This window comes from Streptomyces pyxinae (assembly GCF_024756275.1).
GTDB lineage: Bacteria > Actinomycetota > Actinomycetes > Streptomycetales > Streptomycetaceae > Streptomyces > Streptomyces pyxinae.
Genome location: NZ_JANUGQ010000010.1, coordinates 1 through 21918 on the forward strand (window position 1 = coordinate 1; position 21918 = coordinate 21918).

At 73.4% G+C, this 21918-nt stretch carries 18 protein-coding genes; 12 read left to right on the forward strand and 6 right to left on the reverse strand.

Annotated elements, in window-relative coordinates; genetic code table 11:
• Positions 1 to 124 precede the first annotated feature (124 nt).
• On the forward strand, positions 125 to 1525 hold the full coding sequence (locus tag NX801_RS13575; protein WP_258787914.1) for a serine hydrolase domain-containing protein: 1401 nt from the start codon (positions 125 to 127) through the stop codon (positions 1523 to 1525).
• A 271-nt stretch (positions 1526 to 1796) separates the two neighbouring features.
• On the opposite strand, the gene NX801_RS13580 is transcribed toward NX801_RS13575, so the two are convergent.
• Positions 1797 to 2081: a hypothetical protein gene (locus NX801_RS13580; protein ID WP_258787915.1), complete on the reverse strand. Its 285-nt coding sequence runs from the start codon at positions 2079 to 2081 to the stop codon at positions 1797 to 1799.
• 110 nt (positions 2082 to 2191) lie between these two features.
• On the opposite strand from NX801_RS13580, the gene NX801_RS13585 reads away from it, so the two are divergent.
• Together NX801_RS13585 and NX801_RS13590 are read left to right on the forward strand one after the other, a co-directional pair.
• Positions 2192 to 2587 carry a hypothetical protein gene (locus tag NX801_RS13585; protein ID WP_258787917.1) on the forward strand — a complete coding sequence of 132 codons (396 nt, stop codon included), beginning with the start codon at positions 2192 to 2194 and terminating at the stop codon, positions 2585 to 2587.
• A 1445-nt stretch (positions 2588 to 4032) separates the two neighbouring features.
• The gene (locus NX801_RS13590; RefSeq protein WP_258787919.1) at positions 4033 to 4467 is read left to right on the forward strand and encodes a VOC family protein; all 435 of its coding nucleotides are present in this window, start codon (positions 4033 to 4035) and stop codon (positions 4465 to 4467) included.
• A gap of 388 nt (positions 4468 to 4855) precedes the next feature.
• Here the strand turns inward: NX801_RS13590 and NX801_RS13595 are convergent, their stop codons facing one another.
• A complete protein-coding gene (locus tag NX801_RS13595; protein WP_258787921.1) occupies positions 4856 to 7768 on the reverse strand; it encodes a helix-turn-helix transcriptional regulator in 2913 nt (970 codons plus the stop codon).
• Between the two features lie 278 nt (positions 7769 to 8046).
• On the opposite strand from NX801_RS13595, the gene NX801_RS13600 reads away from it, so the two are divergent.
• The 4 genes from NX801_RS13600 (at position 8047) to NX801_RS13615 (ending at position 13763) form a co-directional block, all read left to right on the forward strand.
• Complete coding sequence (locus tag NX801_RS13600; protein WP_258787923.1) at positions 8047 to 9579, forward strand: S8 family peptidase; 1533 nt, start codon at positions 8047 to 8049, stop codon at positions 9577 to 9579.
• Between the two features lie 552 nt (positions 9580 to 10131).
• The gene (locus NX801_RS13605) at positions 10132 to 11409 is read left to right on the forward strand and encodes an MFS transporter (RefSeq protein ID WP_258787924.1); all 1278 of its coding nucleotides are present in this window, start codon (positions 10132 to 10134) and stop codon (positions 11407 to 11409) included.
• Between the two features lie 627 nt (positions 11410 to 12036).
• Complete coding sequence (locus NX801_RS13610) at positions 12037 to 12645, forward strand: hypothetical protein (RefSeq protein ID WP_258787926.1); 609 nt, start codon at positions 12037 to 12039, stop codon at positions 12643 to 12645.
• A gap of 383 nt (positions 12646 to 13028) precedes the next feature.
• Positions 13029 to 13763, forward strand: coding sequence for a dienelactone hydrolase family protein (locus NX801_RS13615; RefSeq protein ID WP_258787928.1), 735 nt, complete (start codon positions 13029 to 13031; stop codon positions 13761 to 13763).
• A 375-nt stretch (positions 13764 to 14138) separates the two neighbouring features.
• Here NX801_RS13615 and NX801_RS13620 read toward each other — a convergent pair whose 3' ends face one another.
• Both NX801_RS13620 and NX801_RS13625 read right to left on the reverse strand, forming a co-directional pair.
• Positions 14139 to 14273 (reverse strand): hypothetical protein, encoded by a 135-nt coding sequence (locus NX801_RS13620; protein WP_258787930.1) that lies wholly within the window; start codon positions 14271 to 14273, stop codon positions 14139 to 14141.
• 70 nt (positions 14274 to 14343) lie between these two features.
• Positions 14344 to 14862 (reverse strand): winged helix-turn-helix transcriptional regulator, encoded by a 519-nt coding sequence (locus NX801_RS13625; RefSeq protein WP_258787932.1) that lies wholly within the window; start codon positions 14860 to 14862, stop codon positions 14344 to 14346.
• A gap of 101 nt (positions 14863 to 14963) precedes the next feature.
• On the opposite strand from NX801_RS13625, the gene NX801_RS13630 reads away from it, so the two are divergent.
• Entirely contained in the window at positions 14964 to 16361 is a 1398-nt protein-coding gene (locus tag NX801_RS13630) for an MFS transporter (RefSeq protein ID WP_258787933.1), read from the forward strand.
• 242 nt (positions 16362 to 16603) lie between these two features.
• Here the strand turns inward: NX801_RS13630 and NX801_RS13635 are convergent, their stop codons facing one another.
• Entirely contained in the window at positions 16604 to 16948 is a 345-nt protein-coding gene (locus NX801_RS13635; RefSeq protein ID WP_258787935.1) for an antibiotic biosynthesis monooxygenase family protein, read from the reverse strand.
• Positions 16949 to 16969: 21 nt separating this feature from the next.
• Positions 16970 to 17425 carry a hypothetical protein gene (locus NX801_RS13640; RefSeq protein ID WP_258787937.1) on the reverse strand — a complete coding sequence of 152 codons (456 nt, stop codon included), beginning with the start codon at positions 17423 to 17425 and terminating at the stop codon, positions 16970 to 16972.
• Here NX801_RS13640 and NX801_RS13645 point away from each other — a divergent pair.
• The 4 genes from NX801_RS13645 to NX801_RS13660 all read left to right on the forward strand — a co-directional run bounded on the left by NX801_RS13645 (position 17424) and on the right by NX801_RS13660 (position 21856).
• Entirely contained in the window at positions 17424 to 18437 is a 1014-nt protein-coding gene (locus NX801_RS13645) for an SPFH domain-containing protein (RefSeq protein ID WP_258787939.1), read from the forward strand. The two genes, NX801_RS13640 and NX801_RS13645, sit on opposite strands and share 2 nt — an antisense overlap.
• Complete coding sequence (locus NX801_RS13650) at positions 18434 to 19333, forward strand: hypothetical protein (protein WP_258787940.1); 900 nt, start codon at positions 18434 to 18436, stop codon at positions 19331 to 19333. The genes NX801_RS13645 and NX801_RS13650 overlap by 4 nt, the downstream gene beginning before the upstream one ends.
• 149 nt (positions 19334 to 19482) lie before the next feature.
• Complete coding sequence (locus tag NX801_RS13655) at positions 19483 to 20796, forward strand: aldehyde dehydrogenase family protein (RefSeq protein WP_258787941.1); 1314 nt, start codon at positions 19483 to 19485, stop codon at positions 20794 to 20796.
• 292 nt (positions 20797 to 21088) lie between these two features.
• Positions 21089 to 21856 carry a GNAT family N-acetyltransferase gene (locus tag NX801_RS13660; protein ID WP_258787943.1) on the forward strand — a complete coding sequence of 256 codons (768 nt, stop codon included), beginning with the start codon at positions 21089 to 21091 and terminating at the stop codon, positions 21854 to 21856.
• Positions 21857 to 21918 lie beyond the last annotated feature (62 nt).

Genomic DNA, 21918 nt, shown 5'->3' on the forward strand with positions numbered 1-21918 from the left:
CGTTTCGGTGCGAGCCGGGGCGCCGACCGGCCGGACCTGCCAGGGCCTCTCTCCCGGCCGGCCCCACACTGGACTCGGCCACGCCCGATCAGGGGGCGTGATCCGCTTATCAACCAAGGAGGACATGGTGAAGCCGCAATGCCTGCAGACCTGGCTGGAGACGGAACTGTCCCGCCTGTCCGACACGCACGAAGTGCCTGGAGTGTCGGTCGCCCTGTCGTCTGGTGGTCACTCCGTGGAGGCCACCTGCGGGGTGCTCAACACACGGACTCGGATTGCCGTCACGCCCGACTCCCTTTTCCAGATCCAGTCCATCACTAAGATCTTCACCACCGCCTTGGTCATGCAACTCGTCGACGAGGGTCTCGTACAGCTCGATCAGCCCATCGGGACCTACCTGCCCGAGTTCCGTACTACCGACCCGGCAGCGAGTGAGAAAGTCACGGTCCGTCATCTCCTGACACACACTGGCGGTTTCGAGGGCGACTTGTGGCAACCCACCACCTCGGGCCCCGACGCCCTCGACCGGTTCGTACGCGATCTGGTGGCCCTGGCGCCGCAGCACAGCCGTCCGGGGCAACGCTTCTCCTACTGCAACGCTGGTTTCGGCACCCTGGGCCGACTCGTCGAAGTTCTGCGCGGCACTACCTATGAGCAAGCCCTCAGGCATCACCTTGCCGAGCCGCTGGGCATCGACGAACTGGCCTTCTCGGCGGACCAGGCCTTGGCGTTTCGGACGGCGATCGGGCATGTGCGTCCCACACCATCCGGCCCACTGATCCCGGCGCGGCACTGGGCCCTGATGCCCCCGTCGAACCCGGCCGCCGGCAATCAGCTGGCCATGTCCGCCCGTGGTCTCGTGCGGCTGGGGAACCTTTTCCTCTCCGGCGCGTCGGCGAACGGCGTTCGGATACTTTCCGAGCCTTCGGTGGCCCTCACGCTGCAACCACAAGTCCGGCACCGTCAATCATCGGTTGCCCCGACGCATCAGGGACTGGGGTGGCACCTACCGCAACCAGAAGTCGCCGAACACGGTGGCGGCTGTCCCGGCGTGGCCACCATGCTCCTCATCGTCCCTGACCAGAACCTCGCCGCAGTCGTTCTGACCAATGCGGACACCGGAGCGAAAGTCGCCCGACACCTGCTGGACTTGGTCCTCACCGAACTGGCCGGCATGCCGGCCGCTGCCTCCCTTCCCACGCCCGGCGTCGAGGTCCGCGTGGCCGACCCAAGGCCGTTTTTGGGACGGTACTCCACCCGGCAGTCCCTGCTCGAGGTCACGCGCGACGGTGAAGGCCGGCTGTGGCTGACCAACGAGCCCCGGAACGAGAGCGTGACCATGGCCCGGCTGGCCGGCGCCACACCCGTGACGGCACGGCACGAGATCCGCCCGCTCGGTCCGGACCTCTTCGTGCTCATCGGCGCCGACGGACACGCGACCAGCTCGATCACCTTCCTCGAGCAAGACCAGGAGCGGCACTTCAGTGCCCTCATGACCAGCCGCGTGGCCCCCAGGGTCGAGTAGCGGGCCCTCCGGCCACAGGGGCCTCGCTCATGCCGCCGAGCCCCGGTTCGCGCTCCTACAGGGTGAACCGGATGCCGCGCCTCCAGCCAGCGCGATGGCGGGAGCCAGCACAGCGCTTCCGCTTCACAACGGTCGAAGTCCCTCTGGCCACCCTGCCAAGTTCAGCGACTGCCACAGTGGGTGGGGAGCCGGCCGCCGCAGTGGGTGGGGGGCAGTGGGCGGCGAGGACCGTGGGCAGGCGCGGGTAGCGCATGATGTGGCGGACTTCGGGTCACATCGGGAGTTCGCCGCCGAAGCCTTGGGCGAGTTCGATGCGGTGGCACACGGGCTGGGGCACGTGCCGCTCAGGGGGGAAGTCGTTCAGTCGGTCGGCCCGGTGGATCCGGACCGGGGTCCGGGCGGCGTCCCGCAGCCGCTCCAGCCGGTACCCGGGCGCCGGCTCCGGCCGGGCGGCCGGGCGCGCAGCGGCCACAGCGGCGGCTGCGGCCTCGGCCTGCCGGCGGGTGATCTCCTCCCTCACCCGGGTCAGGGACAGCTCCAGGCAGAGCTCCACCACCAGCAGCCGCTCCAGATCAGGAGGCAGATCCGGAGCACCGCCTCGATCCCGCCGAGAACCGCCCGGCCAGCTCATCCATACCCGACCGGTGGGAGCCCGTCGGACAGTTCATGACCGGCTACCAGTGGTCGCTGGACGCCTCCGCCCTGGTGGACGCGGCCGACGCGCTGCACTGTGACGAGTTCGCGTTCGGCACCTCCTACAACAGCGGCGGCGTGTCGTCCGCTGAGGGGGGTCTGAACCCCGCTCTGCTCCCGGGCGGGACCACACTGACGGGTGCGGCGTGCATCGGCACCTACGCGAAGAAGCTCGGCAGCATGGTCCACCTGTTCTCGCTGAACGGCACCGGGGAGTCCATAGGCGACCACTTCGCGACGTTCATGCGGGACATGCGGATCATGGACAAGGATCCGTACTGGCTGGACACGTGGATGGACGACGGTGGCACCTGCGCGTACGGCACCGACGGCGGTCAGCCGGTGATCTGCAAGCCGGCCGCGAGGTAGGCTCTCCGGTCTCAGCGGCGTCGGCCCCCGCCCTGCGATCAGGGCAGGGGCCGGTCTGGTCCACGCGGAGTGGTCAGGCCGGGCGATGAGGACGCCGGGAAGGTCGCCGGCTTTCGCGGCGTCCCGGTCGACGGCCACGCCCGTGTAGGCGCCCACGGCGGTGAAGACCGGCTCGGGCAGGCGCTCACCGTGCTCCTTGAAGTACGCGGCGACCTCTGCCTCGCTGGCCTCGGGCATCGACGGGTACACCGCGCCCGCGGCGCTGAGGGAAGCATCGAGAGCCGAGCCCTGCCCGGTGTCGGTACCGAAGTCAGACCGGTACGCGCAGGTATCGACCGCGTGGATGATCAGGGCCGGGGGGCTGGAACGGTTGGCCGTCAGGCACAGGATCTCTTCGCCCTGGCCGGGGAGCATCGACTCGACCTTGCCCTGGTAGCCGGTCACCCAGGTTGCCATGCCCCAGTCCTCCAGCACGTACGTCCACTCACCACACGTGCCGTACATGGCACGGTTGAGGTGAAGGGAGGGCATGCACGGGACGCGCGCGGCCAGCTCGTCCAGGTCGGCACCCAGGCTGATGAGAAACTCATCCGTATCCACGCCCCGGGCCAGGGTCGGCGAGATGCCGCCGGGCATGCCGGGCACGGCCGGTGAAGGGCTGTGGTGGTGCGCGCCTATCCACACGATGCCGTCTCTTATGTCGGTCAGACTATCGGCCTGGCACCGGCGACGGTACGCGGCCGAGGAGTTGACGGTGCTGAAGGCCCACTTGGTCCTGATCCCCGCAAGCGAAGGTGGCAACGCGGCGGGCGGCGTGGGCGGGAGAGGCGGCGGCCGGGCTGGTACGGGTACGCGGTCCGGGCAGACGTACCTGGACGTCTACCGCTGCTTCTGGCTCTGCGGCGCAGCGGCGCGGGTGAGCGCCGGCCCGGTGGGCGCGGTGGCGGACGCCGGGCCGGCGTCGGCCGGCTGGGCATCGGGACCGGGCCGGGCGCCGGAATCCGCAGGGCGCGGACGACTCGTACGGTCGGCCGGCTCGTCGACGACCGTACCGACTCGGGCTTGCTCCAGGCGCGTTTTCACCGCCCAGGCCGACCACTGCGGGCACACGGTGAGCCAGCCGGTGCCTGCGTCATGGCCGACCGAGCCGGGACGTGCACGGCCGGCTCCTGGGCGACGGCCGCCCACCGCTCTCACGGCGAGGCGCCTGCGGCTCGGGGCCATGACCATGCCGCGCCCGGTCGTGGCCCGGCCGAGCGCCATACCCGACCCGAGCGGCTCACAGCCTTCCGCGCCCTGCGCCTGTACCGGCGTGTCGCTTCGGTTTCGCATGAGCGAACCGCTGCCCGGGCGCCCCGCGTCGCCTGGCCGGTTCCGGCTTCGGGCGGGAACCGGCCGGGCCCACTGTCCGCAGCCGGGCCCTCTGGGCGGACTACCGTGACCGCATGGAACAGCGCATCACTCTGGTCACGCCAGGAGTCCGCGATCTCGCTCGCGCCAAGGGCTTCTACGAAGCTCTGGGCTGGCAGGGGCAAGAAGTCGAGGGAACTGTCTTCTTCCAGGCGGGCGGCCTGGGGCTCGTCCTGTGGGATCGGGACGAACTCGCGGAGGACTGCGGTCTGGAGCCCGGACCGGCGACCGGTTACGGCGGGATCGCCCTGGCACACAACGTGCGGTCCGAGGCGGAGGTCGATGCCCTGCTCGCGGTGGCGGAGCGGGCCGGCGGGACCGTCACCAGACCCGCGGCCGTCAACGCCATCGGGTTCTACTCCAGCACCTTCACCGACCCGGAAGGCCACGCCTGGGAGATCGCGCACAACTCCGGGTTCCCCCTCGCCGAGGACGGCTCGATCACGCTTCCCGACTTCGGCAGCCGATAGGCCGGGCACCCGGCACCGGTCCAGGCCCCCCGTCAGCGCCGGGAACACCTCATCCGGGCCGAAGGCGCCAGCCCCCACCAGGAGCGGACCGTGGCGGCGGCCGCCTCGACGACCGGGCTACCGGTGTCCACCGGTCCACCGGCCCGGACAGCTCCTCCAGCGCATACGCGTCCGGCTCCCGCCCGAACGCCGCCGCGATACCGGCGGCAGCCCGGGGCGCACCGCGCCGACCGTCCGGGACCGCTCGCTCATCGAACCGGACTTGGTCCAGGGCCGGACCGACCCGGCCAGGCCCGGCCATGACCGGCAACGCTCCCCCGGAGTGCGCGACCCCGGGCTTTCGGGGGGCGGGCGGGGCGGCGCCGGAGTCCGTCGCCGCGGTCACTCATCACGCCTCGTCGGGTACGGGCCGAGGCCGATCGCGCGGCGCGATGGCGACGACCTCCGTGCGCGAGCGAACCCGCAGCTTGCGCAGGACGTTCGCCACATGCTGCTCCACGGTCCGCACCGACAGGAACAGTGCCTCTCCGATCTCGCGGTTGGTGTGCCCGTCCGCGAGCAGGCGGGCCACGTCGTGTTCGCGGGGGGACAGTTCGTCCCCGTAGCCGCGGCGGCCCCGCCGGGACGGGGTGACGGCGCCCGTGGAGCGGAAGGCGTGGCGGCAGCGGGCGGCGTCCCGGGGCGCCCCCAGCGCGGCGAAGGCATCAGCCAGGACACCGAGGGCGCCCGCTGCCTCGGTGTCACCCTGATCGAGGCGGCAGTGCGACAGGCGTTCGGCCGTCAGGGCCGCCGGGTACGGCGCGGGGAGCCGCTCGTACTGTGCCCGGGCCTGCTCGAAGGACCGGGCGGCCGCCTCCGGTTCGCCCTCGTGGGCCATGACGATCCCCCGGGCGTGTGCCAGGGCGGCGCGGGCCATCGGCGCGGCCAAGGCGCTGGTCTCCCGGTCCAGCTCGGCGAGCAGCGCGTGCGCCGAGGCGGGGCGGCCGGCCCGGCAGTACGCCTCGGCCGCCACCGGGATGAGGTCACCCGCCCAGGCCCAGACTCCCTTGGTCCGCAGCAGTTCCAGGCCCCGATCGGCTTCGGCGGCCGCCGGCCCGGCGGCGTCCTGGGCCAGCAGCACGCCGGCCATCCCGCCGTGCGCGGCGATCGCCACCGGCGTGACCGCGTTGTCCGCCTGGTGTACTCCGGTCGCCGCCCAGTACCCGGCGGCGCGCTCCCAGGCGCCCCGGGCCGCCGCGAGCAGGCCGAGAACCAGGGACAGTTCACTGGCCACCGGCAGCAGGTCCCGGTACTCCTCCCGCAGCGCCGTCGCACGCTGCTCCAAGCCGTTCCAGGCGCCCTCCAGCCAGTCGACGTGCATGCCGGTCGTTCTCGCGGTGCTCACCACGTACGGGCTTCCGGAGCCGGCCGCGAGCCGCGAGCCGCGCCGCAGCAGGCTGCGGGCCCAGCGGTGGTGCCCGGTCCAGGCGCCCGCGTCGGCGGCGTTGCAGTAGAGCCGGGCCAGCTGGCGCCGTTCCTCGGGTGTGCCGGCGTCCGCCGGCAGGTCGTCGAGCACCGCCCAGGCACCGCGATCGCCGGTGTGCAGCCGGGAGCAGAGGTTGTTGGCCGTCAGTGTCAGCCGCAGCCGTGGATCGTCCGTGGCGCTGATGAGGGCCTCCACCCGGTCGAGCCACGGCAGATGCGTACGCAGCGGTGTCGCACCGATGAAGGGCAGGGCGAGGACCGCCATGCCCCGCGCCGCGAGGTCCGGCCGGTGTCCGAGACCGGTGAGCGCCACCTCGATCTCCACGCGCGCGGCCTCGAGTCCGTCGGCCTGCCGGACCAGCAGCAGTCCGAGTCCGAGCCGGATCTCGGCGGCCAGTGCCGGGGAGAGGCGGCCGTCGGCGAGCAGGCCCTCCAGGGTGCCGAGCACCTCGGTCTGGGAGACGCCGTTGGCGGCCACGGCGCCGAGCTTCGCCGCCAGCCGGTCCACATCGGAGGTCGCGAGGCCGAGGTCCGGCGCTGCCAGCAGGGCCTGCAGCAGCCCGATCGCGGTGGCCGGGTCGCCGGCGTCGATCGCCCGGTCGGCGGCGGCCTCGCCGAACCGCAGGGCGCCGGCCGGGTCGCCCGCCCTGCGGCTGTGCTCGGAGAGCCGCGCCCAGGGTTCGGGCCGCTGCCCGAGCAGTGCGCGCACCGCCCGGCGGTGCATCTCCTGCCGGCGCGGCCCCGGAATCGTCCCGTAAACCGCCCGCTGTGCGAGGTCGTGCCGGAAGCCGTAGCAGAATCCGGCGGTCTCGATCAGTGCGGCCCGTTCCAGGGCGAGGTCCAGCGCGCGCCCGCCCCGCGCGGCGTCCAGACCGGCGACGGCGGCGAGCACGCCGGCCGGCACGGGCTCCGCCAGTACCGCCGCGGCCTCGGTGACCCGCCGGGCGGCCGGTGAAAGCGCCCCGAGGCGTTCGGCCGCCATCTCCCGCGACGAGGCGGGCACTCCGGCGGCGTCGAGCAGCCTTCGCGCCGCCGCCTCATCCGCCGAGGCGACCTCCCCCGTGTCGCGCAGCGCGTCCACGGTCTCCGCCACGAGCAGCGGTACACCGGCCGTGCACCGGTGCAGCGAGGCCGCGAACTCCGCGGACACATCCGGCTCCCCGAGCAGCGCCGCCGCCAAACGCCGCACGTCACCGGCGTCCAGCGGGTCGAGCCGGACGCGGATACTCGTCCGGCCCGGCGCCGGCCGGTGCGCGCGGCCCAGTGGCGTGCCGCCGGGCGACTCTTCCGGCCGGTACGTCACCAGTACCACCGTTTGCGGCGGCGGGTCACTCATGAGATACCGCAGCAGACGCCGGGAGCCGTCGTCGGCCCACTGCAGATCCTCCGCCACCAGCACCAGCGGACCGAGCAGGGCGAGCAGCCGGCGTACGGCGCGGAAGAGACGGTGCGCCTCGCCGCGGCTGTCACCGGCGGGTTCGGGCGGCGGCGGCAGCTGCGGTACGAGTTCCGGCAAGTGGCGGCCCAGGACGCCGAACAGGGGGCTGTGCCGCACCGCGGCCGGCAGCCGGTTCTCCGCGCTCAGCAGGGCTTCGACGACGACACCGTACGGGAACGGCTCCCGCGACGCCTGGCAGCGTCCCGCGAGGACGCGGTGCCCGGCCAGTTCGGGGCGCGCCAGGAACTCTTCGATCAGCCGTGTCTTGCCGACTCCCGCCTCGCCTTCGAGGAGGAGCACGGCGGGCGGGGACTGCGCGGCCGACACCAGTGCGTCCAGCTCCGCGGCCCGGCCGACGAGGACCGGCGAGCCGGTTCCGGCCACGATCCTGGAACCCATCGTCAGCCCCCGATCCGGTCCGCCGAGCCCGCCGCCGCGCCGTCCGGCCCGTCCGGCCCGAGTGGACCGGAGTCTAGATCGGCCCCGCGGCGAGCGGAACCCGCGCGACCGCTCCGGAAGGTGGCCGGCCGCATTGGTCGGGTGACACTACGGATCGATACCCCGCTTGTTCACCTGGCGAGCCGCGCCCGACAGTGAGCCGTCGGTGGCGAGCGTCCACCGTCCGCGGCGCGGATCCCGCGCCGTGATCCCTCTGAGCGGACAGGTGGAGCAAGAGCATGCGCAGACTCCTCGTCGCGGCCGCGACGATATCCCTCGGCCTCGGACTCGGCCTTGAGGCGCCGGCCGTCGCGGCCCGGCCCGAAGGAACCGTGATCCCGGCCCGGGAGCACTACGGCGAGCAGTACATCGTGGTGCTCAAGGACGCCGGGGCGATCGCCGAGTCCTCGGCCCTCGCCCGGCGCTACGGCGGTGAGGTCCGCTCGACCTACAGCCGGGCGCTGCGCGGCTTCTCCGCGCGGAGCCTGACCGGGCAGCAGGCGCGGCGGCTGGCGGCCGATCCCGCGGTGGCCGCCGTCTACGAAGACGGCACCACGCGTGCCGCCGGTACGCAGTCCAACCCGACGTGGGGGCTGGACCGCATCGACCAGAAGGCCCTGCCCCTGAACAAGTCCTACACCTACCCGAACACCGGTGGGGGCGTCACCGCCTATGTCCTCGACAGCGGGATCAAGCCGGACAACCCCGAGTACGAAGGGCGGGCCTCGATCGGCAAGGACTTCGTCGGCAGCGGCGGCTCCGACTGCTTCGGCCACGGCACGCACGTCACGGGCACGATCGGCAGCCGGACTTACGGCGTGGCCAAGAAGGCGAAGCTCGTCGCCCTGAAGGTCATCGGCGGGACCTGCCAGGGCACCGGACCGGACTCCGCGACGGTGGACGCCATCGAGTGGGTGACGGCCAACGCCGTCAAGCCCGCCGTGGCGAACATGAGCCTGACCATGGACCAGGTCGGGGTCGGGGACGAGGCGCTCAAGCGGTCCGTCGCGGCCGGCGTCGTCTACGCGGTGGCCTCCGGTAACAGCGGCACCGACGCCTGCGGCACCAGCCCGGCGCGCGTACCGGAGGCCATCACGGTCAACGCCTCCGACAACACGGACACTCGCGCGTCCTTCTCGAACTACGGCCGCTGCACCGACCTCTTCGCCCCGGGCAACAACATCACCTCGCTCGGGCTCAACAACGGCAGTACGTCGAACATGAGCGGTACGTCGATGGCCACGCCGCACGTGGCCGGCGCGGCCGCGCTCTACCTGGCGGCCAACCCCGGAGCCACTCCGCAGGCGACACGGAACGCGTTGGTCGGGGGTGCCACCGACGGGGCGATCAAGAACGCCGGGAGCAACTCGCCCAACAAGCTGCTCAACGTGTCGTTCATCGGCGGCGGCACCCCGCCCGCGAAGTGCGGTGCGAAGTCGAACACCACTCCGGTGGCCATCCCCGACGCCGGGGAGGCGGTCTCCCGTTCGGTCACCCAGGAGGGCTGCGAGGGCAAGGCGCCGGCGGCACTGCCGGTGAAGGTGGACATCAGCCACAGCCACACCGCCGACCTGGCGGTCGAACTGGTCGGCCCGAGCGGCGCCGTCTTCATCCTGAGGAAGGCCGGCGGCGTCGGTTCGTCCTCGGGCATCCACACCACCTACACCGTGGACGCCTCGACGGAGCCCGCGAACGGCACCTGGACGCTGCGGGTGCGAGACGTCTACCGGTTCGACACCGGCACCCTCGACGCCTTCACCCTCGCCTTCTGATCCGTGGGACGGGTCCGGGGAGGCCGCGCCACGCGGCCTCCCCGGCAGAGCGGGGAGGCCACCCCGACAGGCGGCCTCCCCTTCGTCGTCCCTGCTGGACGGTGAGGGTGCAGGTCGCCGGTGGGGGCCGGCCGGATCCGACGGTCACGGTGAGCCTCGTGTTCGCCGTGCCGCTCGGGCCGGTTCCGGTCTCCGGGCCGGGCGGCCGGGCGGCCAGGAGACGACGTGCTGTCCGGCCGGCCGGCTCCGCTCGGGTCCCGTCAGCCCGACCGACCGAGCACACCACGCCCCGGCTCCCCTTCGCCCCACGCAGACCCGGCCACCGCCCCGGGCGGACTCCGGCCGGGCCCACGCGGGGGGGGGCCGTCTCCATCACTCCGAACGATGTCTCACCATGAGAGACAATGCGTATCACATTTTGACCAGCATCAGGGAATCCGTCCTAAGCTCCGGGGCATGACGCAGGGGGGCGGGAGCCTCCGGGCACTGGCTGAACAGCGGGCCGGACACCACTGCGCCGAGGCATCCGCGACGGGACGAAGGCAGCCGACCATGCAGGAAGACATAGAGCCCCCGGCCACCATGGACATCGGCCGCAAGCGCTGGCTGATGCTCGCGCTCGGCACCACGGCGCAGACCGCCGCGTGCGTCTTCGTCTACGGCGTCCCGTACCTGGTTCCGGCGCTGAGGACGGAGGATCACCTCTCGCTCGCACAGGCCGGCGGAGTCATCGCCGCGCCCACCCTCGGTCTGGTCGTCGCCCTCGTCGCCTGGGGAGCCGCAGCCGACCACTACGGGGAACGCGTCGTGCTCTTGAGCGGACTGACCCTGTCGGCCCTCGCCCTGCTCGCGGGCGTCTTCGTCCATGGACCGATGCCGCTGGGTGTCACGTTCTTCCTGGCCGGCGCCGCGGGCGCGTCGGTGTACGCGGCCAGCGGTCGCGTCGTGATGGGCTGGTTCGACCATCGCCGGCGCGGTCTGGCCATGGGCGTGCGGCAGACCTCCACCCCGCTGGGCATGGGCATCGCCGCCCTGTCCGTCCCGCTTCTCGCCGACCGGTGGGGGGTGCGGGGCGTGTTGCTCTTCACCACCGTCCTGACCGGCGCCGTCGCCCTCGCGGTGGCGCTGTACGTCAGCGATCCGCCGCGGCCCGCGAGGCCCGCCACCAACGCCTTCACCGGCAAACCGGCGTCCCCGTACCGGACACCGGCCCTGTGGCGCATCCACGGTGCCAGCGCCCTGCTGGTCTGGCCGCAGTTCACCATCAGCGCCTTCGGCCTGGTCTTCCTGATCGACGCGCTGGGCTGGAGCCCGGCCGGCGCCGGCCGGCTGATGGCGCTGGGCCAACTGCTGGGGGCGATGGCCCGGATCGGGGCGGGCACATGGTCCGACCGCGTCGGCAGCCGTCTGCGCCCGATGCGTCGACTGGCGACAGCGACCGCCGCGCTGACAGCCCTGCTCGCGCTCTGCGCCCACTGGCCCTCATGGCCCGCCGCCGTCGTCCTGGTCGTCGCCTGCGGTCTGGCCGGCAGCACCAACGGCCTGTCCTTCACCTCCACGGCGGAGCTGGCCGGGCCCCACTGGGCCGGCCGCGCACTGGGCGTCCAGAACACCGGTCAGAACCTGATCGCCTCGCTGACTCCGCCGCTCGCCGGGGCCCTGATCGGCACTTCGCACTACGCGGCGGCCTTCGCGCTGGCCACTGCCGTCGCCGCCGTCGCCCTCCTGGCCGTGCCGGCCGGCAGGCGCCCGGCGACACGTCCACCGGGACCGACGGGGACGCATTCCGGCAGCCGGCCGGGACCGCCCGCAGGATCCTGTCCCGGATGACCTCCGCCGACCAGCGGCGCGGCCCCGCTCCTGGGGCGTCGTCCTCGTCCCCCACGCGCGGACCGTTCCGCTCCTTGGGCGGACGGGTCCGTTGCCGGCCGGCGTCGGACCCGTTCAGTGCGTCCGCTCGCGGGCGTCCGGCGGTGACGAGGTCGAAGACTGTACGGACGGCGGAAGGGCGCTTGCCGGCGGGCCCGCGAGGCGTCGGGCGCGGCGAGGCGTCGGGCGCGGCCGAAGCCGGCGGAGGCCCGCCTCGGCCGGCCGCCGCTCCGCGCGCCGGATCCCTCGCCCGTGTGGAAGAACTCCTCCCGACCCCGGCCCCCGCCGCCCCGGCCCGGTAGTTGCCCGGTTCGGTGGTTGCCCGGTTCGGGGCGGAAGGGCCGGGGGTGCCGCTGGTTCCGGAAGTGTTCTGGGCAGCGGAGGGACGGGACGCGGGCGAGTGGTCCGGTGGTCTGGCGCTGCCGGTCCGTGTCCCTGACAGGCGTGGTGCGGACGGGCCCGCCTCTTTGGTGTCGAGAGCCGGCTCGCCGCTCGCCGGAGGACCGCCCAAGGCGTTGTCAGCGGTGGGTGGGATGATCCCCGGGGCGGGCGTGAGCACACTGGGATCTCGACTCGGGGGTGGCTCGAATGGGTGCTTGGCAGGAACTCTCGACGCTGGTGAAGGGGCGCCTGGAGGCCGCGTCGTCCAGTGAGCGGAGCGTTTTCGCGGCCGGCGTCGCGGAGCGGCTGATGAGCCGGCGCGAGGCCCTGCCTGAGGACGAACAGGCACCGTTCACCACGGGGCTGCGTCCGCTCCTGAACTCGGTCCGGGAGGGCGCCCTGGGCGATTCGACGGCGTTCGCCGCCGTCAACCGGGGTGTGGCCGAGTACATGCTCAGCGACTACTGCCACAACGACGGCCAGGACGGGCCCGACGACGCGGACGAGGCCGCCGCGGCCGCGGTTCTGTTCGCAGCGCATGCGTATCTCTTCGGGTGCGCGGACTTCGCCGTCTGGGCGAGCAGCCGGGCCGTGGACGCCGTCGACCAGCATCGTGAGTACCTCACCGAGCAGGAGGAGCAGGACCCTCCCGACCCGGACGAGGCACTGATCGCTGAGCTGCGGCGCCAGTTGCACGACCTCGACCTCATCGCCGCGCGTGCGGCGGAGCTGCGTCATGCGAAGTTCGGGCTGCCCATCGACGCGTCCATCCGGCTCCGTGTGGAGCTGCGCGCTCCTCTTTCCGGCCGGGAGTGACCGGGCGGTACCCGCGCAGGCGGGGGCCCGCGCCTTGTTCCCGGCCCGGCCGGGGGCGCGGCCGGGTCGCACCGCCGGCTCAGTGGGGTGCCGACGACCGGGACTCCCCCGGCCGGCTCGGTGACCATCTCGCCGGTCACGGCCCCAGGCCCGTCGCTTGCGGTCAGTTTGTCGCACCAGATGATCAGGCTGTGGACTACATTGTGAGGATGACTACCGGGACGGCATCGCGCCACACACGGATGGGCGACCCGGTGCTGCCCTGAGCGCCGAACGGGCCACTGCGGGCCCGCCGTTCGATCGGGGATCCCGCGCGGCCGCGCGGGCTCCGCCTCCTTCGGGTTGATCACAGGCTCGACACATCAACCACGACAGGAGAGTTCATGCCCACCAGGACACTGCGGATCCCCACCGCGGACGGCCGGGCCGACGCGTTCGCCGCCTTCCCCGACCGTGGCGAACGGCACCCGGGGGTGCTGATGTACGCGGACGGCTTCGGCATCCGGCCCGTGCTGCGGGAGATGGCCCTCGAACTGGCCGGGCACGGGTACTACGTGCTCGTCCCCAACCTCTTCTACCGGCACGGCCCGGCACCGGTGATCGAGCTGCCCGGGCACATCGGAGAAGAGGCCCGACCCGCGATCTTCGCCCGGCTGATGCCGTTGATCGAGGCGCACACCGCCGACCGTGTTCTGAGCGACGCCGACGCCTACGTCAGGTTCCTCACCGCCCAGCCCGAGGTCGGCGCCGGCCCGGTCGCGGTGACGGGCTACTGCATCGGCGGTCTCCTGGCGATGCGCACCGCCGCCGCCCACCCCGGCCAGGTGGCCGCCGTCGCCGCATTCCACGGCCCCGTGGGCGCCGATGGGCCCGGCCTGTTCTCCGGACTCACCGCCCAAGTCCACCTCGGCCACGCCGAGGGCGACATGACGACCGAGGCCCTCGGCGAGCTCAACCAGGCTCTCAGTGCCGCGGGTGTCAGCCACACCTCCGAGATCTACCCCGGCACGATCCATGGCTTCACCATGTCCGACACCGACGCTTTCAGCGCCTCCGGGCTGCAGCGCCACTGGGACCGTCTGCTCCCTCTCTTGGACCGCGCTCTGACCAACCGCTGAGGTTCCGGCTCGGGACCAGGCCTGAAGTACGCAACTGCCGCCTGGGGCCGCGCGCCCATCGAGAACGGCCGGTGCTCCACCGTGGCCGCAGGGCCGCCCCCCGCCGGCGCGGGGGCGGCCGACGAAGGCGCGGGGCCCCGGCCGCTCGCGCCCCGGCACGTCCGCCGGCGCGCGGGAGCCCGGATCGAGGAACCGGCGGGGTCCGGCATCAGTCCGGCGGGGCACTCGTCTCGGCCGCCCGGGGGAAAGCCGGGTGGAGACCGGGATACGCGCGGATCAGACGCTGGATCGCGATGTCCGCCGGCGCTCCGTTCCTCGGCCCCCTGCTTCCGATCCGGCCCCGGCGGTCGATGCCCGCCGTCGGCCGGGGGCCGCTCAGGCGAGCAGATGCCGCCAGCGGCCGGCCGACTCCACCGGATCCACGCCGGTCCGCTCCAGCCGGGCCTTCGCCGCCCGGACCGACGGCTCCGGGCACATGGCCGGCCGGCCGGAGCCCGCGTCGTACGACACGGCGGCCCGCCCGGCCGGCTCGGGGACGACGGCCCGAAGGCACCCCTTGCCCTCCTGATCGCTGCCGAGTTCAGGAGTCTTCGACCGGCCCGGCCCGATCCCATCCGGGCGCCCGCACCTCGATCGTGAGACCTTCCGGCCCGACCTCCTCACCGCAGGTCCGGCACGTCGACGACGCCAGATCGAGGTCGTGCTCGGCGCCGGGCCCGCCGCGGTGGCGGAAGACGACCGGCGGAGTGTCCACCGCCCAGCGATCACCCCAGGTCAGCAGCGCGTGCAGGACCGGTGCGAGATCGCGGCCGGCCTCCGTGAGGTGGTATTCGAAGCGCGGTGGGCGCTCGCTGTAGGCGCGGCGCTCGACCACGCCCGCCTCTTCCAGGGCGCGCAGTCTGGCGGCGAGGCGGTCGCGGGGGGCGCCTGTGTTGCGGACGATCCGGTCGAAGCGCTGGTTGCCGTAGAAGATCTCACGGATCGCCAGAAGGGCCCAGCGTTCGCCGACCAGGTGCAGCGCGGCGGCCACGGAGCACGGCCGGGCGGGCACCTCGGGGTGCGGAACCGACTTCTCGCCCTGCTTCGGGTTCGGGGTCACATCTCCATCATCCCTCGCGTCCGTTGTGTTTTCAAACCCACACGGCTAGCCTCCGGTCCATGAGAGTTGGAATTTCAAACCCACACAGAGCGTCCCGAGCCGTGTTCGCGACGGTCGCGGCCGCGGTCTTCATGTCGAACCTCGACCTCTTCATCGTCAACGTGGCTCTCCCGGCGATGGGCCGCTCGTTCGGCGGCAGCGATCTCGGCTCCCTCTCCTGGGTACTCAACGGCTACGCGATCGTTTTCGCGGCGCTCCTCGTGGTCGCCGGCCGCGTCGCGGACCGCTCCGGCCACAAGCCCGTCTTCCTGGCCGGACTGGCGGTGTTCACCCTCGCCTCGGTCGGCTGCGCACTCGCTCCGAACGTCGGGACACTGGTCGCGGCGCGGCTCGTGCAGGCCGCCGGCGCCGCGCTGGTGATGCCGACGTCGCTCGCGCTGCTGCTCGACACGACGGCACCCGAGCGGCGCGCCGGAGCGGTGCGGGCCTGGGCGTCGCTCGGCGGGATCGCCGCCGGGCTCGGGCCGGTGGCCGGCGGGCTGCTGGTCGAGGCCGGATGGCGCTGGGTGTTCCTCGTCAACGTGCCGGTGGGGATCGCGGCGTTCGCGCTCGGTGTCAAGGTGCTGCCGTCGCCCGGACGCGTCGGGACGCCGAAGAGCCCGCTGCCCGACCTGTTCGGCGCCGTCCTGCTCACCGGTTCGATCGCGACGCTCGCGCTGGGCCTGGTCAAGGCTCCCGACTGGGGGTGGACGAGCGCCGGCACCGTGGGCGGCCTGGCTGCCGCGGTGCTGCTCGGCGCCTGGTTCGTCCTGCGTTCGGCCCGTCACCCGGTGCCGATCGTCGAGCTGCCGCTGCTGCGTGTTCCGGCGTTCGCCTCCGCCGCGGCCGCCCTGACGCTGTTCACCGTCGCGTTCGCCGGAATGCTGCTCGGCGCGGTGCTGTGGTGCCAGGGCGTGTGGGGCTATTCGGCTCTGCGCACCGGCCTCGCCATCGCGCCGGGACCCCTGCTGGTGCCGGCGGTCGCGTTGCTGCTCGGGCCCGCCGTCGCCAGATGGGGTGCGGGCCGCGCCGCGCTGGCGGGATCCGTCGTGTTCGCGGCCGGCACCCTGTGGTGGGCCGCGACACTCGGCACCGGCTCGGCCTACGCGGCCTCGCTCCTGCCCGGCATGGTGCTGACCGGCCTCGGCGTCGGCATGACACTCCCGGTCCTGACCGGGGCGTCGGCGGCCGCCCTGCCGCCGGCCCGCTTCGCCACCGGCTCGGCCATCACCTCGATGGGCCGCCAGATCGGCGCGGTCCTCGGCGTCGCGATCCTGGTCGGCATCCTCGACACCCCGGCCCCCGGACACGCTGTCGCCGCGTTCCGGCACGGCTGGTACGCGCTCGCCGCGGCCTCCCTCCTGGCCGCGTGCGCGACGGTCCCGCTCCTCCGCGAGCCGCGACCGGCCGCCGCCAGGGCGACCGGCGCCGCGGACGCCGTGAAGGCCGGCGCCGCCTGAGAAGTGAGTCCCGTCCCTCGCTGAACGGACAGGAGTCCCAGTCGCCCGAGGTGCCGTGCTCTCATGAGCGCGGCGCCTGAGGCCGGGTGGCCGGGATCCCGGTGGCCCCGGACCCACGGCGAACCGAGGGGCCGTGGTCGATGGCGCCGACCGCACCGCCCGCCGCCTCCGGGCCAGTTGCCTGCCGGAGCCCGGTCGGGCCGGCCGCCGGGAGGAGGCCGTCGGGTAGTCGTCAGGCGCCTTCATGGGGTCGGTGCCGGCGCCTGTCCCCCTGAGCCGGGCGAGCCGGGCGTTCCCACGGGGTCGGCCGCGAAATGCCGCAGTTCCAGCGCTTTGGCGAAGAAGTGTTCTATCGCCTCGGCGAAACGGGGTGCCTGCTCGCTCCTGGGGAACATCTCCACATGGTGTTCGAGGGACGCCCAGCCGACCCGCAGGAGGTAGGCGCCGGGCGTCTCGACGTCGCGGTGAAGCTCGACCGAGCGGCATCCCTCGGCCGACTCGAGTATCGGCGCGGCGGCGCGCAGCGCTTGTTCGAACTGCTCCTCGCGGCCCGAGGTGATGTACAGATACGCGTTCTCGTAGATCATCGGGGGTCCTTCCGGACGGGGTCAGCGGACCTTCTTGATGCGGGTGACGGTGAGGAGCGCCAGCAGGCCGACGGCCATGGTGAACAGGTAGAGGGCGGTGCAGTTGTGTCCTCGGCCGATGGCGAGGAGGAGAGGGGCGAGCGCGGGGCCGATGGACTGCGGCAGGACGTCGGCGCTGTTGATGACACCGAGGTCCTTGCCCAGATCGTCGGAGCTGGGCAGGACTTCGGTCGCCAGGGCCATGTCGACGGCGAAGTAGAAGCCGATGCCGATGCCGATGCCGATGCCGAGCAGAGTCTGCGGGGCGGACGACCCCCCGCGGCGGTCGCGGAAGTGCGGTGGCGGCGACGGGGCCGCCCCTTCGGCGCCGCCGGGCGGCGGAGGCCCGCGGGCGCCGCCCGCTCCCTTTTCGTCCCCTTGACGATATGCAGGTGGCGCCCTTATCGTCGCGGTGACGACATCGAGGGGATCCACCATGGCCGACATCACCCGGCGCTTCGGCTGGCGCCATCTGCGCTCCGCGCCCACCGCCCACATCCGCCACCACAAGCGCGGCCGGCTCACCCATGACGGCCGGGGCCTCAGCTTCTGGTACCGGTCGCTGTCGGCGGCGCTCTCCGAGGTGCCGGTCGACGACCGGGAACTGGCCATGGCCTTCCACGCCCGTACGGCCGACTTCCAGGACGTCACCGTGCAGGCCACCGTCACCTACCGGATCAGCGACCCGGCCCAGGCGGCGGACCGGCTCGACTTCTCCGTGGACCCCGACACCGGGAGCTGGCGCGGCGCGCCCCTGGAACAGATCGCCACCCTCCTCACCGAGACCGCCCAGCAGCACACGCTGGACGTGCTGGCCCGCACCCCGCTGGCCACCGCCCTGGTGGACGGCGTCGCCGCCGTACGGGAGCGGGTCGCCACCGGCCTGGCCGCCGAGCCCCGGCTGCCGGCCACCGGCATCGACGTGGTGGCCGTGCGCGTCGTCGCGATCCGCCCCGAGGCCGAGGTGGAGCGTGCCCTGCGCACCCCGGCCCGCGAGCAGATCCAGCAGGAGGCGGACCGGGCCACCTACGAACGGCGGGCCGTCGCCGTCGAGCGGGAGCGCGCCATCGCCGAGAACGAGCTGGCCAGCCAGATCGAACTGGCGCGCCGCGAAGAGCAGTTGGTCGACCAGCGCGGCACCAACACCCGCCGCGAGGCCGAGGAGCAGGCGGCGGCCGACGGTGTACGGACCGAGGCCGAGGCGGCCCGCAAGGTCCGCCTGGCCCGCGCGGAAGCCGAAGCGGCGCGCGAGACGGGTACCGCGCGCGCCGAGGCCCAGGCGGCCTGGCTGCGGGTGCACGGCGAGGCCGACCCGGCCACGCTGCACGCCCTGGCGGCGGCCCACCTGGCGGAGAACCTGCCGCGGATCGAGAGCGTCACCCTCTCCCCCGACGTCCTCACCGGGCTCCTCACCCGGCTCGGGCGCCCGCACGGTGGGGCGGACGCGTGAGCCTGGCCCCGCGGGCCGTGCTCGTACACCGCAGGACCGAGTACGAGGAACTCCTCGCCCGGCACGGAACACACGGGCAGGCCGCGTTCTTCCTCTCCACCCGGGGCCGCACGATCGACGAGGTGGTCCGCCGCCACGACCGCAACCGGCGGGCGCTGCGGGACGTGGCGGCGGCGGTGCCGCTCACCTGGCGCAGCTCCCGGGTGGAGCGGGCGGACCTGGACCGCTTTCTGTTCGCCCCGCAGGACGTCGTGGTCGTGGTCGGCCAGGACGGGCTGGTCGCCAACACCGCCAAGTACCTCTCCGGGCAGCCGGTGGTGGGCGTCGACACCGACCCCGGGCGCAACCCGGGCGTACTGGTCCGCCATCGTCCGGCCGACACGGCCGCCCTGCTGCGCGCCGCGACCGCCGCCGGGGGCCGGGCGGAGGAACTGACCATGGTCCAGGCCGTCGCCGACGACAGCCAGCGCCTCCTCGCGCTGAACGAGATCTATCTGGGCCCGCCCGGTCACCAGACGGCCCGCTATCGTCTGGACGCCGACGGCGGGAGCGGCCCGGGCGAGGCCCAGGCCTCCTCCGGAATACTGGTCGGCACCGGCACCGGCGCCACCGGCTGGCTCCGCTCCCTGTGGCTGGAGCGCCACAGCACCACTCCGCTGCCCGCGCCGTGCGACCCACGCCTCCTGTGGTTCGTCCGCGAGGCCTGGCCCTCTCCCGCGACCGGCACATCGAGGACCGCCGGCGGACTGGAACGGGGGCAGGAGCTGCGGCTGACCGTCGAGTCGGACCGGATCGTGGCCTTCGGGGACGGGATGGAGGCCGACGCCCTGGAGCTGACCTGGGGGCAGAGCGTACGCCTGGGCATCGCGGCCACCTCACTGCGCCTGGTGACCTGACCACCACCCGGCCGGCCCCGGCGCCGCATCGCGACGACACCCCGGTGGGGCGGAATATCCGGACGGATATAGTTGCTATATGCACCGAACGGGTCTCGATCCGCCGGCCGGAAGACCGTGAGGCCCGCCCCTTCCCTGGAGCAGACACCATGACGAACCACCCCTCCCCCGCCGATGTCGTCGCCCGGCTGCGTGCCGTTTTCGGTACCGGGCGCACCAGGACGGTGTCCTGGCGCACCGGGCAGCTGGAAGCCCTGCGCGGCATGCTGACCGAGCGCGGGGACGACCTGGCCGCCGCCCTGCGCGCCGATCTCGGCAAGGGCCGGGCGGAGGCGTACCGCACCGAGATCGACTTCACCATCCGGGAGATCGACCACACCCTGGAGCACCTGGACGAGTGGCTGCGGCCGCGGCCGGCGGCCGTGCCGGAGCGGCTGGGCGGCTCCGTCGCCCACACCGTGCTGGACCCGCTCGGTGTGGTCCTGGTGATCGCCCCGTGGAATTACCCGGTGCAGCTGCTGCTGGCCCCGGTGGTGGGCGCGCTGGCGGCCGGCAACTGCGTGGTGGCCAAGCCCAGCGAACTGGCGCCGGCCACCTCACGCGCCCTCGCGGACCTGCTGCCGCGCTACCTCGACGCCGACGCGGTGGCCGTGGTGGAGGGCGCGGTGCCCGAGACCACCGCCCTGCTGGAGCAGCGCTTCGACCACATCTTCTACACCGGCAACGGCACGGTCGGCCGGATCGTGATGCGGGCCGCCGCCGAGCACCTCACGCCGGTGACCCTGGAGCTGGGCGGCAAGTCACCCGCGTTCGTGGACCGGGACACCGACCTGGCGGTGGTGGCGGCCCGGCTGGCCGCGACGAAGTTCATGAACGCCGGCCAGACCTGCGTCGCCCCCGACTACGTCCTGACCGACCCCGAGACGGCCCGCGCGCTGGAGAAGGAACTGGCATCGGCGGTGCGCGAGTTGTACGGGGAGGACCCGGCGGCCTGCCCGGAGTACGGGCGGATCGTCAATGAGCGGCACTTCGACCGGCTGGCGGGACTGCTCGGCTCGGGCCGCACGGTCACCGGTGGCACGCACCAGCGGGACACGCGCTACATCGCCCCGACCGTGCTGGCCGGGGTGGCGGCGGACTCGCCCGTGATGCGGGAGGAGATCTTCGGGCCGATCCTGCCCCTGGTCGAGGTGGCGGACCTCGACGCGGCCATCGCCTTCATCCGCGAGCGCGACAAGCCGCTGGCCCTGTACGCCTTCACCGAGTCGGACACCACGCGTCAGCGCCTGACCGCCGAGACGTCCTCGGGCGGTCTCACCTTCGGCCTGCCCGTGGCGCATCTGACCGTTCCCGACCTCCCGTTCGGCGGTGTCGGGGAGAGCGGCATGGGCCGTTACCACGGCCACTACTCGCTGGAGACCTTCAGCCACCGCAAGGCGGTGCTGGACACCCCGATGGCCTGAGGCACCCCCGCCGTGGCCATCACCGCCCCCGCCCCCGCGCGTTTGCGCCGGGGCGGGGGCGGTGTGCGACAGTGGTGCGCCCGGCAGGCGCGGCCCTGCCCCACCCTTGTCCTACCGTCCGCGCCCCGGACGTACCGTCCGCGCCCGCGCGTGTGACCGGTCGTCACCTTGCTTCCGCCCGTCCTTCCCCTCTCAGAGCCCGCCCGTCCCGTCCTTCCCCTCTCAGAGCCCGCCCGTCCCTTCCTTCCCCTCTCAGAGCCCGCCCGTCCCTTCCTTCCCCTCTCAGAGAGTGATGCAGGCAACGACGCTCCTTCCCCCGACCGCCGGCCTCTTCGACCAGGGCCTGGAGTCGCGCACCGGCTCCGCCCTGCTGCGCTTCGGTGCCGCGCGGCACCGCCCGGCCGACCGGTACAGCTGGTCCGCCGACGGTGCCGCCGCCTGGCTCGACGGCGCGCGCGGTCATCTGTGGAGCGTCGGCGCTCCGCACGCCGCCGCCGGACTCGTGCTGCGCGCCGCGCACGGACTGCCCGGCACCGTACGGGAGTTCACCGGCCCCGGTGGCACCGACTCCCTGGTCGCCAGGCATCTGCCGGTGACCGACGCCGTCGAGTGGGTCTTCCGCTGGACCCTGGAGGAGCCGGCCGTCCAGCGGGGCGAGGAGCGGGTGACCGCGCTCGACGGGTCCCACCACGAGGAGCTCCGCGCCTTTCTCGGGAGGCACAGCCCGGCCCACTCGACCGGCCCCGGTTCCCATGACGTCAGCCTCTGGGCCGGGATCCGCGACGGCGCCGACGGACGGCTGGTGGCCTGCGGCGCCCTGAGCAGCCTGCGGGACAGCGGCGCTCCGCTGATGGCGTCCGTCGCCACCGACGCCGCGCTGCGCGGCCAGGGACTGGGCGCCGCGCTGACCGCCTGGCTGACCCGTACCGCCGTACGCCGGTACGGCTTCTGCACGCTGTGGCAGCTCACTCACAACGCCCCGGCCGAACGCCTCTACACCCGCCTCGGGTACCGCAACGAGGACCCCTGCGTGGCCGCCCGTATCGCCGTCGTGTCCTGAGTCGCGCCCGCCGGGAGGGGCGCCGGGCGCGGGAGTGGTCCCCGGGGGAGCGGGGTGGTGGG